This window comes from Chitinophaga sp. (assembly GCF_039596155.1).
In the GTDB taxonomy this organism is placed as follows: domain Bacteria; phylum Bacteroidota; class Bacteroidia; order Chitinophagales; family Chitinophagaceae; genus Chitinophaga.
This window is the reverse complement of sequence record NZ_JBCNKF010000026.1, coordinates 74,333-89,556: the sequence shown is the minus strand read 5'-3', so window position 1 is coordinate 89,556 and position 15,224 is coordinate 74,333. Positions and strand designations below refer to the sequence as shown.

General features: G+C 45.3%; 13 protein-coding genes. 8 read left to right on the top strand and 5 right to left on the bottom strand.

Going from position 1 to position 15,224, the window contains the following annotated elements:
• The first annotated feature begins 1 nt into the window (after position 1).
• The 3 genes from ABDW33_RS22835 to ABDW33_RS22825 all read left to right on the top strand — a co-directional run bounded on the left by ABDW33_RS22835 (position 2) and on the right by ABDW33_RS22825 (position 2,815).
• The gene (locus tag ABDW33_RS22835) at positions 2-1,024 is read left to right on the top strand and encodes a glycoside hydrolase family 43 protein (RefSeq protein WP_343692418.1); all 1,023 of its coding nucleotides are present in this window, start codon (positions 2-4) and stop codon (positions 1,022-1,024) included.
• Between the two features lie 708 nt (positions 1,025-1,732).
• Positions 1,733-1,930, top strand: a complete 198-nt coding sequence (locus ABDW33_RS22830) for a hypothetical protein (protein ID WP_343692417.1) — start codon at positions 1,733-1,735, stop codon at positions 1,928-1,930.
• Positions 1,931-1,948: 18 nt separating this feature from the next.
• Complete coding sequence (locus tag ABDW33_RS22825) at positions 1,949-2,815, top strand: cupin-like domain-containing protein (RefSeq protein WP_343692416.1); 867 nt, start codon at positions 1,949-1,951, stop codon at positions 2,813-2,815.
• On the opposite strand, the gene ABDW33_RS22820 is transcribed toward ABDW33_RS22825, so the two are convergent.
• The 3 genes from ABDW33_RS22820 to ABDW33_RS22810 all read right to left on the bottom strand — a co-directional run bounded on the left by ABDW33_RS22820 (position 2,802) and on the right by ABDW33_RS22810 (position 5,440).
• Entirely contained in the window at positions 2,802-3,503 is a 702-nt protein-coding gene (locus ABDW33_RS22820) for a response regulator transcription factor (RefSeq protein WP_343692415.1), read from the bottom strand. The two genes, ABDW33_RS22825 and ABDW33_RS22820, sit on opposite strands and share 14 nt — an antisense overlap.
• A 13-nt stretch (positions 3,504-3,516) precedes the next feature.
• The gene (locus ABDW33_RS22815; RefSeq protein ID WP_343692414.1) at positions 3,517-5,016 is read right to left on the bottom strand and encodes a HAMP domain-containing sensor histidine kinase; all 1,500 of its coding nucleotides are present in this window, start codon (positions 5,014-5,016) and stop codon (positions 3,517-3,519) included.
• A gap of 280 nt (positions 5,017-5,296) precedes the next feature.
• Positions 5,297-5,440 (bottom strand): hypothetical protein, encoded by a 144-nt coding sequence (locus ABDW33_RS22810; RefSeq protein ID WP_343692413.1) that lies wholly within the window; start codon positions 5,438-5,440, stop codon positions 5,297-5,299.
• Positions 5,441-5,534: 94 nt separating this feature from the next.
• On the opposite strand from ABDW33_RS22810, the gene ABDW33_RS22805 reads away from it, so the two are divergent.
• The 5 genes from ABDW33_RS22805 to ABDW33_RS22785 all read left to right on the top strand — a co-directional run bounded on the left by ABDW33_RS22805 (position 5,535) and on the right by ABDW33_RS22785 (position 11,557).
• A complete protein-coding gene (locus tag ABDW33_RS22805; protein WP_343692412.1) occupies positions 5,535-5,678 on the top strand; it encodes a hypothetical protein in 144 nt (47 codons plus the stop codon).
• Between the two features lie 106 nt (positions 5,679-5,784).
• Positions 5,785-6,036 (top strand): hypothetical protein, encoded by a 252-nt coding sequence (locus ABDW33_RS22800; RefSeq protein ID WP_343692411.1) that lies wholly within the window; start codon positions 5,785-5,787, stop codon positions 6,034-6,036.
• Positions 6,037-6,409: 373 nt separating this feature from the next.
• Entirely contained in the window at positions 6,410-7,840 is a 1,431-nt protein-coding gene (locus tag ABDW33_RS22795) for an NAD(P)/FAD-dependent oxidoreductase (protein WP_343692410.1), read from the top strand.
• A gap of 144 nt (positions 7,841-7,984) precedes the next feature.
• Positions 7,985-10,573 (top strand): T9SS type A sorting domain-containing protein, encoded by a 2,589-nt coding sequence (locus tag ABDW33_RS22790; RefSeq protein WP_343692409.1) that lies wholly within the window; start codon positions 7,985-7,987, stop codon positions 10,571-10,573.
• A 117-nt stretch (positions 10,574-10,690) separates the two neighbouring features.
• Entirely contained in the window at positions 10,691-11,557 is an 867-nt protein-coding gene (locus tag ABDW33_RS22785) for a polysaccharide lyase (protein WP_343692408.1), read from the top strand.
• 79 nt (positions 11,558-11,636) lie between these two features.
• Here the strand turns inward: ABDW33_RS22785 and ABDW33_RS22780 are convergent, their stop codons facing one another.
• Positions 11,637-12,383: a tetratricopeptide repeat protein gene (locus ABDW33_RS22780; RefSeq protein WP_343692407.1), complete on the bottom strand. Its 747-nt coding sequence runs from the start codon at positions 12,381-12,383 to the stop codon at positions 11,637-11,639.
• A 24-nt stretch (positions 12,384-12,407) separates the two neighbouring features.
• The gene (locus ABDW33_RS22775) at positions 12,408-15,212 is read right to left on the bottom strand and encodes a PAS domain S-box protein (protein ID WP_343692406.1); all 2,805 of its coding nucleotides are present in this window, start codon (positions 15,210-15,212) and stop codon (positions 12,408-12,410) included.
• Positions 15,213-15,224: the final 12 nt, after the last annotated feature.

Below are 15,224 nucleotides of genomic sequence, written 5' to 3'. Positions count from 1 at the left end.
TATGAAACCGATGCTCCCGCTTTTTCTGCTGCTTTGTGCATTCGCCTGCAATGCACAACAAAAAAACACCTTTCGTAACCCGCTGTTATCCTCAGGGCCTGATCCCTGGGTGACTTATAAGGACGGATACTACTATTATATGCATACAGTAGGGAATCACCTGGAGTTGTGGAAAACCCCTGATATGGCCAGGCTATCGGATGCGCCTCACAAGAACGTCTGGACACCTCCCGCCACAGGGCCTTTCTCCAAAGAGATCTGGGCACCGGAGATCCACTTCCTGCAGGGGAAATGGTATATCTACTTCTGCGCTGACGACGGCGATAACCAGCATCACCGCATTTATGTGTTGGAGAACAGTTCTCCCGATCCTATGAAAGGCAACTGGGAAATGAAGGGCAAGGTTGCAGACCCTGCTGACAAGTGGGCGATTGATGCCTCTGTATTCGAGCACAAACAAAAGTTGTATATGATCTGGTCTGGCTGGGAAGGCGATAAGAATGGGGAGCAGGACATTTATATAGCAGAAATGAACGATCCGCTCACTATTAAGGGCTCACGTGTAAGACTATCCCGGCCGGTACTGGAATGGGAAACACATGGCGACCTGAATGATCCGAACCTGCCTCATGTCAACGTGAATGAGGGGCCGGAGATCCTGAAGCATGGCAATAGAATATTCCTGTTTTACAGTGCCAGTGCTTGCTGGACTGATTTCTATGCCCTGGGGATGCTGGTAGCTGATGCTAACAGCGATCTGCTGGATACTGCCAGCTGGAGAAAAAGTCCCAGGCCCGTATTCCTGCAATCACCGGAAACCGGGGTATATGCACCCGGGCACAATTCCTTCTTTACAACACCTAATGGAAGGCAAGACTGGATCCTGTATCATGCCAATGATAATCCGGGTGATGGATGTGGTAATAAGCGTTCTCCCCGTATGCAGCCTTTCACCTGGGACAAGGAAGGGATGCCTGTTTTGGGCAAACCAGTGTCTGTAAAGACGGTATTACGTGTGCCTTAAATAATAATTTTAATATGTTTCGCAGTGATAAATAAATGCGGACTCAGGAAGCGATGTTAATATTTGTTAATAACAGGAAAGTGTGATGTAAATTTCGTTTCAGTGCAGTATCTTTTCATGAGAAAGCGGGTAAGTTTAAGGGCGCACTATTAACAGCACTAAACAGCACTATCAACAATTTTATTCCACTGACATTATGCCTTCAATCGTATTGCATTATGTTATCATTGCGAGCATTACAGTTGTATTTATTATTGTAAACAAAATCTACGGTCACAAAGGCAAAGAGAGCAAAGAAAGACAGCGAACAACAGTATATCACTACAGCAGCAGAAAGGCTACGCACTGATAACCCACACTAAGAAACAAGATGTAATTACTGCGAAAGGGAATTTTCGCAATCAATCTCTTTTGCTTTGTATTGAGAATCATTCCCTTTCGTTTAGTCTACAAAATTGATGAACTATTTTTTGGAAATTAGATCCACTCCTATTAAATTTGTTGTTACCACCACCTGAAACAGCCCACCACTGTTCAAAAGATTCAGTTTTATTATTCACCCTGAAAGATAATTGATCCTTCACCGGATGGGGCATTGCTATGCATATACCGTCGGGAATGGGTCCAAAAATCAACCTTCTGTTCTCTGTTGTTGGATCTGTAGGGCTGTGTAAGCAGCCTTGCAGTCCATCTAAAAAACGAAAAGTCATGAAACTGAATTTATGCAGACAGTATGCGGCTTCATTTGCCTCCTTAGGTGTCATCGCGGTGATCACCGCATTTACCATATCGGTGAGTGTAGAACAACATCAGTTAAATAACCAGCAGGATGCACCTGCCGTAAGCATTGCGATTGCCAGCGTCGATTCCACATCGAAGATCGTCTGTATAGATACCAGGCACTAATAAAAGACAAGTATATATATGCATCTGAAACCCGTAGACATAGTCAGCGGCTATAGCCGGGAGCAATTTACAGCAGCATTTGTAAAGCCCGGAAAACCAGCGTTGATTAAGGATTTTATCTTACCGGAAAGCCAGGATATATTAACCAGGTGGAACTATGAATATTTTAAAAAAGAAGCCGGTAATACATTGGTAGCAGTGCATGAAAAGGAAAATGCGCACTTAGACAAGGCCACCAGTCAGGCCGGAAATAAAATGCTTTTTGGAGATTATCTCGATTTGATCGCTTCCGGGCCTACGGAAAGCCGCTTATTTCTTTTCAATCTGTTGCGTGAAAAACCGCATATCAGGAAGGAGCTGCAGGTAAAAAAGCTGGCGGATAACCTGCTGACCTGGTTACCATTCCTTTTCTTTGGTGGAGAAGGATCTTCTGTGCGGTACCACTATGATATTGATATGTCGCATGTATTTCTCACCCAGTTGCATGGCAAAAAAAGAGTATGGCTATTCCCAAATGATCAGGCAAGTTTGCTGTATCGCTTACCCTGGAACTTCCATGGTCTTGCAGATCTGCGGCAACCTGATTATGACAGGTATCCCGGCTTACGCCTGTTAAATGGGTACGAGTGTACATTGGATGTAGGAGATACGATTTTTATCCCGTCAGGATACTGGCATTATATACAATATGAAACGGCCGGTTATTCCGTGGCTTACAGGGCACTGCCGGTATCGCTGACCAAGCGGGCCATTGGTGTAAGGAACATCTTTATCACCCGCCGTTTTGACGATGCGATGCGGAAGTTGCTGGGTAAAAAATGGTTCGAATACAAGCAGCAAACAGCTTATAACCGCGCTAACAGGGCGATCGCTATTTCACATTAAATACAAAACCAATACCATATACATTCTTGATACTGATATTAATATTATGTTGGAAATACTTTCTGAAACGTGAAATGAATACGTCTAAGCTGCGGCCTACGAAGTAATCATTAGAACCCCAGACCTTCGTGAGAATTTCTTCCCGCTTCAGAACACGGTTCACATTGTTAAAGAACAATACCAGCAAATCGCACTCTCTTGGGGTGAGAATGATCTCTTCACCCTGTTCTGTTATCAGCTTCAGCGAATCTACAAAGAGCTGGGTGGTACCTATATTGATCACTTTCTGCTGTGCAGGTTCTGCGCTGACTACAGGCTGTTTCCGCTTGATGATATTACGGATGCGTAATACCAGTTCGTCTACATCGAATGGTTTTACCACATAGTCGTCTGCTCCAATTTTAAGCCCGCTCAGACGGTCATTTTTATCTCCTCTCGCAGTAAGGAAGAGGAATGGTACGTCCGGGTTAAGTTTGATGACATGCTCAGCCAGTTCAAATCCATTCAGTCCCGGCAGGTTTACATCTATGAGTAGAATATGATACGCATTGGGCGATTTTTCAAACACGTCCAGGGCGGTCCGGCCATTTTGCTGCCAGTCCACATCAAAATCCATTAATTCCAGGTATTGTTTTACAACGTTTCCGAGGTCTGCTTCATCCTCTACTAACAGAATTTTGTGTTTCATCCCCTTACAATTTTCACTTAGGTATAATGATTACAAATGTACTTCCCATGCCAGGTTCACTTTCCACTTTTACACTCCATTGGTGAGCATCTATGCATTGTTTTACATAATGCAGGCCAAGTCCTAAACCTTTGGCATTTTGCGTCAGGTCTTTTTGGTTCCGGTAGAATTTATCAAAGATATAACGGATTGTTTCTTTATCCATACCAATTCCATTGTCACTGATAGAGATTTGTATATCAGTGTCTGTTTCCACAACGGCTACCTGGATGAGCTTCACCTCCTGCAGGTTGTACTTCACCGCATTATCAAGGAGATTGAGTAACAGGGTAGTAAAGTGAAAGCTGTCTGTATTGATTACAATACTGGACGGTGCGGGTAAAAAAGACAATTGCAGGTTTTCTGAAGGGAATTTGATGCTGAAATCAGTGAGGATCTCACTGATCAGCACATGCAGGTCCTCAGGACCTTTCTTTACATACAACTGATCTACTGCCGCAATATCGAGGACCTGCCCGATTAATAGCTTTAATCGCTGTGATTGCCGCTCAATGATATCGGAAAGTGATCGGATGGCCGTTTTGTTTTCAAGTACCCTTTCGTTCTGTATGTTCTTATTGGCTACCATAATCGCAGAGAGCGGGGTATGGAACTCATGGGTGATGTTGTTGATAAAATCTGTTTTTACATCAGCAATATGCTTCTGTTTGATCCAGTTGCGTAGCGTGATAAAGAACAGGATGACGATCGCAAGCACGGAGAGCAGACTCATGGTGAGGATGCCCTGCATTTGTTTGAACACTAACTGCCGGCGGTTGTAAGGATCCGCGTAGAGCGAAAAACTAATCGCATAAGTATAAGGTTTAGGATCAGATACAAAGAGGCCGATGATCTGGCTTTGCTCATCGGGATCACTCAGATCACCAAAGATCCTGATCCCTTTAGTCGTCTGAATATGACCATCTATGAGCGGATACTTTTTTCGCTTGTCATAAATATTCACATATTTCAGATCCGCAAATTGCAGGTCGATGCGGGATATCACGAGCAGGTATTTGAGTGAATCACGGATACCTTCTTTGTCCTTGATATCTCTTAGTAACGCATCCGCATTTTGTTTGCTGATAAGTGTATTGAAAATAGTCTGTAGTAATTGTTGAGATGCCTGATTAAACCGGGTGGTATCACCCTCCTTGTAAAGTCTTTCCAGTTCGTGGTAATGAGGTGATAGCAGGTTTTCTATGATATCTTTTCCACCAGGGAAGACGTGGTCATTGATGATAGCTTTGGTATAACGTTCATTGATACGTCCTTTCTTCTCATAGTAGAATCTTCTGTTCAGCAGATCATAGGTATTGTATACTAACATGACCTGAACAATTGCCAATACGATAAAACAGATAACAGAAGAAGTGATATAAACCTTAACCGGATGCCTCATGAAATAATTCCTGAAAGACAAATATATTCTTTCAATCGCCAGGTTGAGCCCCATCCGCGTTTTTCTGTTCATATTTAAATATCGGAAATTTAAATTTCATTTACAATTCGTTTAAAATTCATTGACAACTTTTAAACGATGGTATTGGTAATTTAGCGATAACGAATACATAGATAAACGTTATTGATAGGGGCCGAGTCCTCTCCTTTGTGCTAAAGTTACCACGATACAAGTACGCTGAATTGTAAACTGCATGCTGCCAGCCAGGCCGAGATACAGGTCTCAACAGGTTTTTCATCTGCTAACCCCCTGGTGGGCAGCGTGCCTTTTTGTGTTATCCCTGCTCCGGGCGCTACCCTTCATCTGCCGGGTTCTCCACAGCCTTTCCTATTCCGATAGGGTGCTCATTGGAACCCTTTGTAGACACTTCTCCAATCCCTCCACTACCTGACAGATCCAGGAAATGGAATCTGTTATCGGCTGATTTACAATTCATTAACATTATTTAACGGTATGGTGAACAAGCTGGCAAACCTTTTGATTTATCATCAGTGTTCTTCTATTACTCACCCATTAAAATGCGCGTCGACATGGCAAAAAACCAGGAAACAGGAACAAAGCATGAAAGTGGAAAGAAAGTGAAGCATCCCAGTCAGGCCGAAGCCATTGGCCTGACCATCAACAAGGAAAAAACCAGGGGACCCCATCCTACCGGCGTGGCGAAAAAAGCATGACATCGCGCGGCCAATCATGGTTAGCTTTCTATATCTGATCTTACAGCATTTGTACCCCTACTGTTGCGACATATTGTCGCGATAGCACAACTAATTTTTGTTTGTTATGGAAAAGAATACAATTACGGTATATATAGAGGGTCGGTCCTATCAGATTGTGATCAGTGTGAATGAAGCACGTCATGAAACCACCTATGAAGTAATTACAAGTGGTAATATTCTGAAAGATTTCTCGCCGGACCAGATTGATTGGCAGGAAGATAGTATGGTGCTGCCGGCAGAAAGAATCAGAATGGTGGAGAGTGAGCAGATCGCGCGAATTATCTGGACTGATATTCTTGATATGATGGAACGTTGATGTGACCCCAGGTAATGGATTGGAAAGAGCCTGTATCGAGAAATGGTACAGGCTCTTTGTATTTTGATACCTCGCGAGCGAAGGCAATTTCCCCCACATAAACCAGCAGGATTTGCGTCTAAAATGCACCCACATTTCATTTATAGAACACCTTGAACAATTGATGCCTTCCCGTATTTGAATTTCCTTTCAATCCATAGGAGCCTGCCTGAGTGCAAAGATCGCCACGCTGTGCACAATTTTCCGCGTTATAGGTATTGCAGGTCATCATTCTCTAAGGTCTGCATGATAACTTACGTAATTTTGGATAAGCCTGATAAAAGATATACATTGTCTGAAAGTACCATCGAAGCAGGACAATATTAACAACTGTATGAACAAATCAGCGTACGATGCAATCGTTGTAGGTGCAGGTCCAAACGGCCTGGCGGCAGCTATTACGCTGCAACAGCAGGGTATACAGGTCCTGCTGCTGGAAGGCCGGGATACGATTGGTGGCGGACTCCGTTCCAAAGCACTCACCCTGCCCGGTTTTGTTCATGACGTTTGTTCTGCCATACATCCATTAGCAGCAGGATCTCCTTTTTTTCGTACACTTCCACTGGCGGACTTTGGGTTGAAGTTTTTGCAACCCGCCGTTGCAGCTGCACACCCCTTCGACGATGGCACAGCTGCCGTATTACATCGCTCTCTGGCTGAGACAGCCAAAGGACTTGGTGTAGACGAAAATACCTATCACCAGCTCATGGACCCGGTCGTAAACGACTGGCCAATACTGGCGCCTGCTTTACTTGGCCCGTTACAGTTTCCAAAGCATCCCGGTGCGATGGCGCGGTTTGGCATAAAAGCATTATTACCAGCCAAAACACTGGCCGCAAAGTTCCGGGGAAAGGCAGCCCGTGGCCTATTTGCCGGTATGGCAGCCCATGCTATACAACCATTGACTAACCTCACGACTGCTGCAATCGGCATGGTGTTATTAGCCAACGGACATCTGGAAGGCTGGCCTGCACCTCAAGGAGGCTCACAAGCCATTGCCAATGCGCTGGCAGCTTATTTTGAATCTATCGGCGGAGAAATACAAACGAATACTTATGTACATTCACTCAATGAACTCCCTCCTGCCCGCGCTATCCTGCTGGACGTCACACCCAGGCAATTACTGGATATTGCCGGAGAAAAAATAAAAGGCTGCTACAAATACCAATTGCAACGTTATCGTTATGGGATGGGTGTGTTCAAAATAGATTGGGCGTTGGATGGCCCTATCCCCTTTACCAATGAACATTGCCGTAAAGCTGGTACCCTGCATTTAGGAAATACATTGGAAGAGATCACCACCAATGAACACCTCACCTCTAAAGGACATCATCCGGAAAAACCTTTTGTACTGCTGGCCCAGCAAAGCATCTTTGACCCTACCCGTGCACCTGAAGGTAAGCAGACCGCCTGGGCATATTGTCACGTTCCTCATGGTTCTACCGTGGATATGACCACACAGATCGAAAACCAGGTTGAACGCTTTGCGCCTGGTTTCCGTGACCTGATCATTGGCAGGCATACGATGAACACCCGACAGATGGAAGACTATAATCCTAATTATATAGGCGGCGATATCAATGGTGGTATTTTAGACATTACACAACTGTATACCCGCCCAGCTATCCGTTTATCTCCTTACAGCACACCCGCAAAAGGTATTTATGTTTGTTCTTCTGCAACCCCACCCGGTGGCGGTGTGCATGGTATGTGCGGCTATCACGCCGCCCGTAAAACCCTGAAAGATATCTTTAAAATCCATTAACAATCCATTTGAAATCCGTTGACAGGTTGATAACCCCCCTGTGCTTATTTTTATAAAACATCGTTGTGACCAGGACACTGTAGACCAAAATCGACATCCACCTTTAAGTGTGCACTTTATTAATCAAAACGCATAACGCCAATCATGATCACCCGTACTTTTACAAAGCTATCTTTGTACGCTGTATGCCTATGCAGTAGTCTGGGCACCTTTGCCCAGACAGACCTTACCAGAAATGGCGGTACCGTCACTGTACAGTATAACAACGACGACAACGCGAAGGAAAACTATCAAAACATCACCGACAATGATGTTAACTCCAAGTACTACACTGCCCACACAGACATCTGGGTACAGTACCAGTCTGCCTGTTCCGCTATTTTAAGTCAATATTCCATTTCTGCTGCCAATGATGCACCTGAAAGAGATCCCGCAAATTGGGAGCTCCTGGGTTCCAATGATGGCAGTACCTGGGTAACGCTCAATAGTCAGACCGCACAGACTTTTTCAGCCCGTTTTCAGACCAACACATACACAGTATCCGGTGCCACCGCATACCTGTATTTTCGACTTCACATCACCGCCGCCAACGGCGCAGGAGCTATCCAGTTTTCAGAATGGAAACTGTCCGGATCTGTTGCAGGTCCTGCTGCACCCTCCCAGTTGAACGCCAGCATTGCAGGATATAATGCCTACCTGAGCTGGACTGATAATGCCACAAATGAAACAGGATACATTATCTCCAGTTCTGTTGATGGTGTAAATTTTCATACGCTGGATACCGTGGCCGCCAATGTGCAGCACTATGCTGACAGTGGCCTGAGTGTAGGAACCGCCTACATTTATCATGTAAGGGCAGTGAATGCAACCGGTGTATCTGCTATTGCCAAATCGCCTGTTGTAAAAACGGCGAACGCGCCTTATGCAACAGACCTCACGGATTATGTAAACGGAGTAGTATCAGATCAATTCAATACAACAGGGGCAGAAGGTATTGCCAAAGCAACGGACAACAGTATTTACACCAAATACCTGGCCTACAATCCTGCTACCTGGGTAGTATACAAATTAGCACACCCGGGCACTGCTACACAATATGCCATAACATCCGGTAATGATGCGGAGGGCAGAGACCCGAAGGACTGGGTATTTGAAGGCTCTAATGACAGTACTACCTGGGTAACACTGAATACACAAACGAACCAGGTATTTACAGGCAGGCAGAAAAAGAGAACTTTTGTGTTCCCTAACACGACTGCTTATAAATACTACCGTTTAAATATTACTGCAAATAATGGGGATAACCTGATCCAGTTTTCAGAACTGGAGATCTATGGTACCGGCAGTGGTACCTTGCCTACAGGCGCTCCTGCAGCACCTGGTGGCCTGACAGCTACCAGCGTATCCGGCAACCAGATTCAGTTAGACTGGTCTGATAATGCCACCACCGAAACAAGCTACCGGTTGGAACGTTCTGCTGACAGTAGTAACTGGAATTTCTCAAAAGTGCTGAATGCAAATTCCACACATTTCAATTCCCTTGAGTTATCCCCGCTTACTCCATATTATTATCGCGTAAGAGCAGAAAATAGTCAAGGAAATTCTGAATGGGTATATGCCGGTAATACAACGTTGACAAATACGCCACCAGCTACCTGGAAGGAGCATTGGTTTGAACACAGAGAGCTGCTGTCACTGGTATATAGCAATAGCAGTATCAATATGTACTATGATAGTGCTGTACCACGTAATATCACCTGGATGAATGATGATATGACAAAGGTATGGGAGTATGTAAAATCAAATTACGGCAGCTTTAGTGATCCCAAAGTAAATATGGTGTATCATAGTGTGGCTGGTTTCTCTGGCGGCCATCCTGCCACTGTGTTTGATGATACGCACGACTATCGTAATGTTGCTGACCTGGGTGGTGACTGGGCTACAAGAAGTGACTGGAACCTGGGTGCCTCTATTCATGAAATAGGACATATTGTGGAAGGTGGTAGTAAAGGCGTCAAGAACTCTCCTGCCTTTTCCATCTGGCATGACAGTAAATGGATGGAGATCTTTATTTACGATGTTGAGAAGAGACTAGGCTGGAATGCTGATGCACAGGGTACCTATAATGACGTTATCGGTGGTGTAGAGAACTATCCTAAGCCGGGTACACACTGGTTCAGAGACTGGTTCTATCCTATCTATACACGTTCAGATTCCAGCGCAGCACTGAACCGGTTCTTTACATTGCTGGCGGCATATTTTCCTCAACACAACGGCGAATATACAAGAGATCTGAACCTGGGTGAGTTTGTGCACTTCTGGAGTGGTGCAGTGAAGTATAGTCTGAAGAATCAGGCTGATACTGCATTCAAGTGGGATGATGAACTGGAGATGCAGTTTAAACAGGCAAGAATAGATTTTCCTTTTACTTACCCGGATGCACCGGAAGTACCAGATACCACAGTGGATACCGTGAAAGTACCCACCTGTCATGTATGGCCTAATCCGGCATCAGGCATTGTGAATGTATCATTGCCCCGGAAGGCATCTCGCTACATCGTATCATTATATAACCTGAATGGCGTGAAGCTGATTTCACGCATAGCGCAGGGAAATAGCATTACATTGAATGTAAGCAACCTGCCAGCTGGTTTTTACGTTGTAACGGTCGCAGATGAGCGGCAGCGGATAGTGAGCCGGCAAAAGATCATTGTCAATAACACAAAACACTAAATTCTCTAAAGCTTCTGTCATCCGGCAGAAGCTTTTTTCTTATATAGATAGTACTTCTTTCTTCGCTATACGACATCCCTCCTGAAAAACCATTTTTCCCTCTTAAAACCAAAATCAATGACATCAAAATTAACCGTCAAGGTAGGCGTATATGCTCTTTGCGCTCTCACCTTAATCGGCGCATGCAGGAAGGAGGCCGCTTCACCTTCCCCACTTGCTGCCGCCGCCGCTCTTCAGACCACCGCTGTAGGTTCAGCAATAAACAGCAGCTGGTCAATCAATTGGAACAATTATGCCGATGGTACCTATTCCAGCACAGCTGCTGCCTCTGACTTTGGCAACATTACCGGCTGGATAGATAGCCGCTGCTGGATTTCGAACGGCTCCTGCCGGATTAAGCTCCTTGCCAACGCTCTCTCCGGTGCCGGCGGCGTAGTCGGCAATGTCGACATCTCCGACGGCTCGGCCTACGAAGTGGACTATGATATCCGTTTTCATAGCCAGTTCGAATGGTCCAAAGGAGGGAAGTTAGGCTTTGGCTTCTCAATCGGTGATGGCAATACCGGTGGCGACCCGGGATGGGATGGGAATGGAGGTAGCGCACGGCTTATGTGGTATCAGACTGATGCCGGTCGTGTGTTCTTTCAGCCGTACCTCTACTTCAAAGACCAGTCTGGCAACTATGGAGAAACTTTCGGGAAATCATACCCTTCTTCAGGTAGTCTGAATAAAGGGCAATGGTACCACGTACACCTGTATGTAAAAAGTAATACAGGTAGTAATACAGATGGTCACGTACAATACGTGATCGATAATACAATCGTATTAGACACGGATATCCGCTGGACAACCAATGACAGCAAGCGGCTGATCAAAGGATTGACCTTCCATACCTTCCGTGGCGGTAGCCAGGATTATTGGGAAGCTTCAACAGATGGGTATATCTATTATGATAATCTTGTAGTTCACAAGATCAGCAGTTGACAAGCAGTTCGGTAAGTATAGTCACAAACACTCCTGGCAAAGCAGTCATTCAATGACTGTGGCGCCGGGAGTTGTTGGTTTACAGGCCAGCCATCTCTCTCTTGGCAAGGAGCAACCACTTACTATTCATCCTGCGTACATATCTTGGGTGTAGGTGAAACTCATTTTTAATCGTCTGAAACTGTCGCAGGGCTTCCTCGTTTCTATGTTGTTTTTTGAGAAATACGCCATAGTGATACATGGCTTCTATAGAGTGGTGTACGCGTACTACCTTTTTGTATACCTCTTCTGCCGGAGGCAGCATACCAGTAGCTTCCAGTGCACGGGCATACATCAATTCATCTTCCTGTTTGATCAGGTTTGCATTCGTTTGTGCAAATGCTTTTTCCATACCGGCAACACTATCTGCATACCGCCCGGCATAGAAATAAAAACGCGCCAGCTGTTGCAGGATACCTAAGTCTCTGGGAAAACTCTGGCGACATTCTTCCGCCAGCGCAATAGCTTTGTCATATTGTTGCTGATCTGCATAAGCTGCTGCCAGTCCCATTTTATTAGCAACGGTGTCAGATATTTTTACGCGGTGCTCCCAATCTCTGATAGCAGCTTTGGGAAAGAACACCCTGCGTATATTAGGCAGGAATTCTCCCCTGTTAATTTCCGGCATTATTTCACGGATAAAATAGATGATCATACCTATAAAAGGCAGGAAAAGCAGTAACCAGATGTAATCCCCCTTACCAGTTTTGAGGCAATGGATAATACAAAAGATCTGTAGACCAATTATCAGGTAATAGGAATCATTCCAAAGGCCAAACAAGTTCATGTTGTAAAAATAAAAAATTTGATATTATACCGCTCCCTGTTTTCCGGGTAAGATGATGTGAAAGATTGTCCCTTCTTGTGGTGCTGACAGCACATACATATGTCCACCGTGGTTAACTACTATTCTCCTGCACAGTGATAATCCAATGCCCGATCCGGGATATTGATTCCTGTTATGCAGGCGTTTAAACACTTCAAAGATCTGCTCTGCATATTTATTATCAAAGCCTATCCCATTATCTCTGAATGAAATATCGTAATACTGCTTACCCGGTTCCGGCATGCGGAGATAAGTCGCTGCTTCTGCCAGTGAGATGACACGTGCCTGTATCTCTACTACCGGCGTTACCCCTTCCTGTGTGAATTTCAATGCATTACTCATCAGGTTGTAGAACAACTGGTTCATTTGCAGGGGCACACCCTGAATTACAGGGAGCTTGCCGATATTAATACGGGCTTTCTTTTCTTCAATGATCAGTTCAAAATCTTTGCTCACCGTCAACAACAATTCTGTCAGGTCCACATCCCGCGTCATATTTCCTACCTCCAGCAGGCGGGAAAATTCCAGCAGGTCTTTGATCAACATAGACATCCGCTCGGACGACTGATTGATTTTATCTACCAGGCGTTTATGTTCCACACCCAGATCATCCTTTTTTGACAGCAGGTCTGCATAGATCCTGATCTTGCGAAGGGGTTCCTGCAGGTCATGACTAGCCACATAGGCATATTGCTCCAGTTCCTGATTGGATCGTACAAGGTGCATATTCGCCTCCTGCAATTCTTCGTTCATCGCTGCCAGCTCCTCGTTGGAAGCCGCCAGTTCTTCGGTACGTTCTAATACTTCTGATTCCAGGAAACTCTGGTTTTCCAGGATTTTATTTCTGGCCAGTACCTGTTGAGTGCTGTCGGTAGCCATATTCAGAATACCATATACTTCTCCCTGTGGATCTTGTAATGGTTTGAAAGTGATGTTCAGGTACAGGAGCGTCATGCTGCCATCAATCAGCATTTCGACAGGTATTTCACGGCCATGATACACTTCTCCCGAATTGAAGATCTCATCTATGATATCCAGGAACTGGTGTCCATGTAGTTCAGGTACTGCCTGGGCGAGTGGCCGACCGATTACCGAACGGCCCCTGTCCCACAGGGTAAGCATGGCATCATTGGCCACTTCTATGATCAATTCTCTACCCACAAAGAGCGCGGTAGGTACCGGGGCTTCTTCTACCAGCGACCGGAACCTGTTTTCACTTTCCCTGAGGGCTTTCTGTGTTTCGAGTTCTGTACGCAGATCTCTGGCTACACCCGCTATGGCAATGGGTTTTCCGCTCATAGGACTGTCCAGTCTGAAAGCGTTCGTCATGAAAGGCAGGTGTTCTCCCGTCTCCTGGTGCTGGTAGGTTTGTCTGCCAGTCCATTTACCTTCTCTGAGTAGTTCAGGTATGATAACGTTTTTAACCTCATTGAAAAAGGAGGGCTCAAAAAAGTCTTTCATTGATTTAGTAATAGCCGCGGACTTATTGGAAAGGCCCAGCAAGCGAACACCTGATTCATTGATGTAGGTAATATTACCTTCGAGGTTGGTTACCATGATCAGGTCATTACTATTTTCTACCAATGAAAGTAGCTGTTGCTGTTCCTTGCGCACAGCCACTTCGTTGCCGATATCAAATGCAATGGCGAGTATATGCGTGGTGTTGGCTTCTTCCATCGCTACCCTGGCAATATTTACCTGTACCCAGCGTACACCACCGTCTTTATGATAGTATTGTTTGATCTGATTGTAAAACTCCTTTTCCCCATTTGCGAGGCTGGTAAACAGCTGATCACTCTCTTTCCGGTAATCTGCCTGCACAATGTTTCTGTAGCGCGTGCCGGACAGCTCCTGCTGTGTATATCCCAACAGCCCCGCAAAGGCTTTATTCACCTCTTGTATGACGCCGTTCTTATCCAGAAATGCCATGTTGATACTGGAATTATTAAATGCCAGCAGGAAGCGTTGTTCTACTTCTTTTAAGAGACGGGTTCGTTCCCTGGATTCTGTCACATCCAGTCCGATGCCTGAAAAGGATACAGGCTGGCCGTTGATGTCATAGTAATATTTACCCTTGATCTTTACCCAATGCACAGTGCCATCTTTCCAGATGAAACGGCATTCGTAGTTGAGGATGCCGGTGTCCATGGCTTCTTCATAAGCCTGTTCTCTGATCCGGCGATCTTCAGGGTGAACGTATGGTAGAAATATATCTCTGAAGTTGCTACCACCTATCCGTTCGCCCATGATCATATGTGCCAGCGAAGGGGAATAGGTAATCGTGTCACTGGCAAAATCGATGGTGAATGAACCTGCACCGGAACCTTCCATAGCGATGGCAGCAAGTCTTTCTGCTGCTTCCGCTTTTTCATTGGCGGCCACTTCTCCGGTGATATCCATGGCCATACCAGAGAGCCTGGTAGCGGTAGCTTCGGAAGTAAAGTATACCTGACCTTTTACCTGCAACCAGCGTAGGGAACGATTGTCCAGATCTGCTGTTCTGAATCGCAGGTTAATGTTGTTGTCAGATTTTTTTTTCATGAGTTTCCGTACAGTCTCCCGTACCAGCTGCCTGTCTGCCGGATGCAGGCTTCCCAACAACATATCATAGGTGATATTGGCCACCGGCGGTAAGCCAAATAGCTCTTTACAAGTGGTGTCCAGCGTAACTCTACCCTGAAGAATGTCAATATCCCAGATACCGATGCCTACTGCATGTAGGGCGGCTTTGATTTGTTGTATCTCCTGATCTGCCTGAGCGGTCTGATCAGAGGGGGGATTCTCGTGCATAACTAGATATTC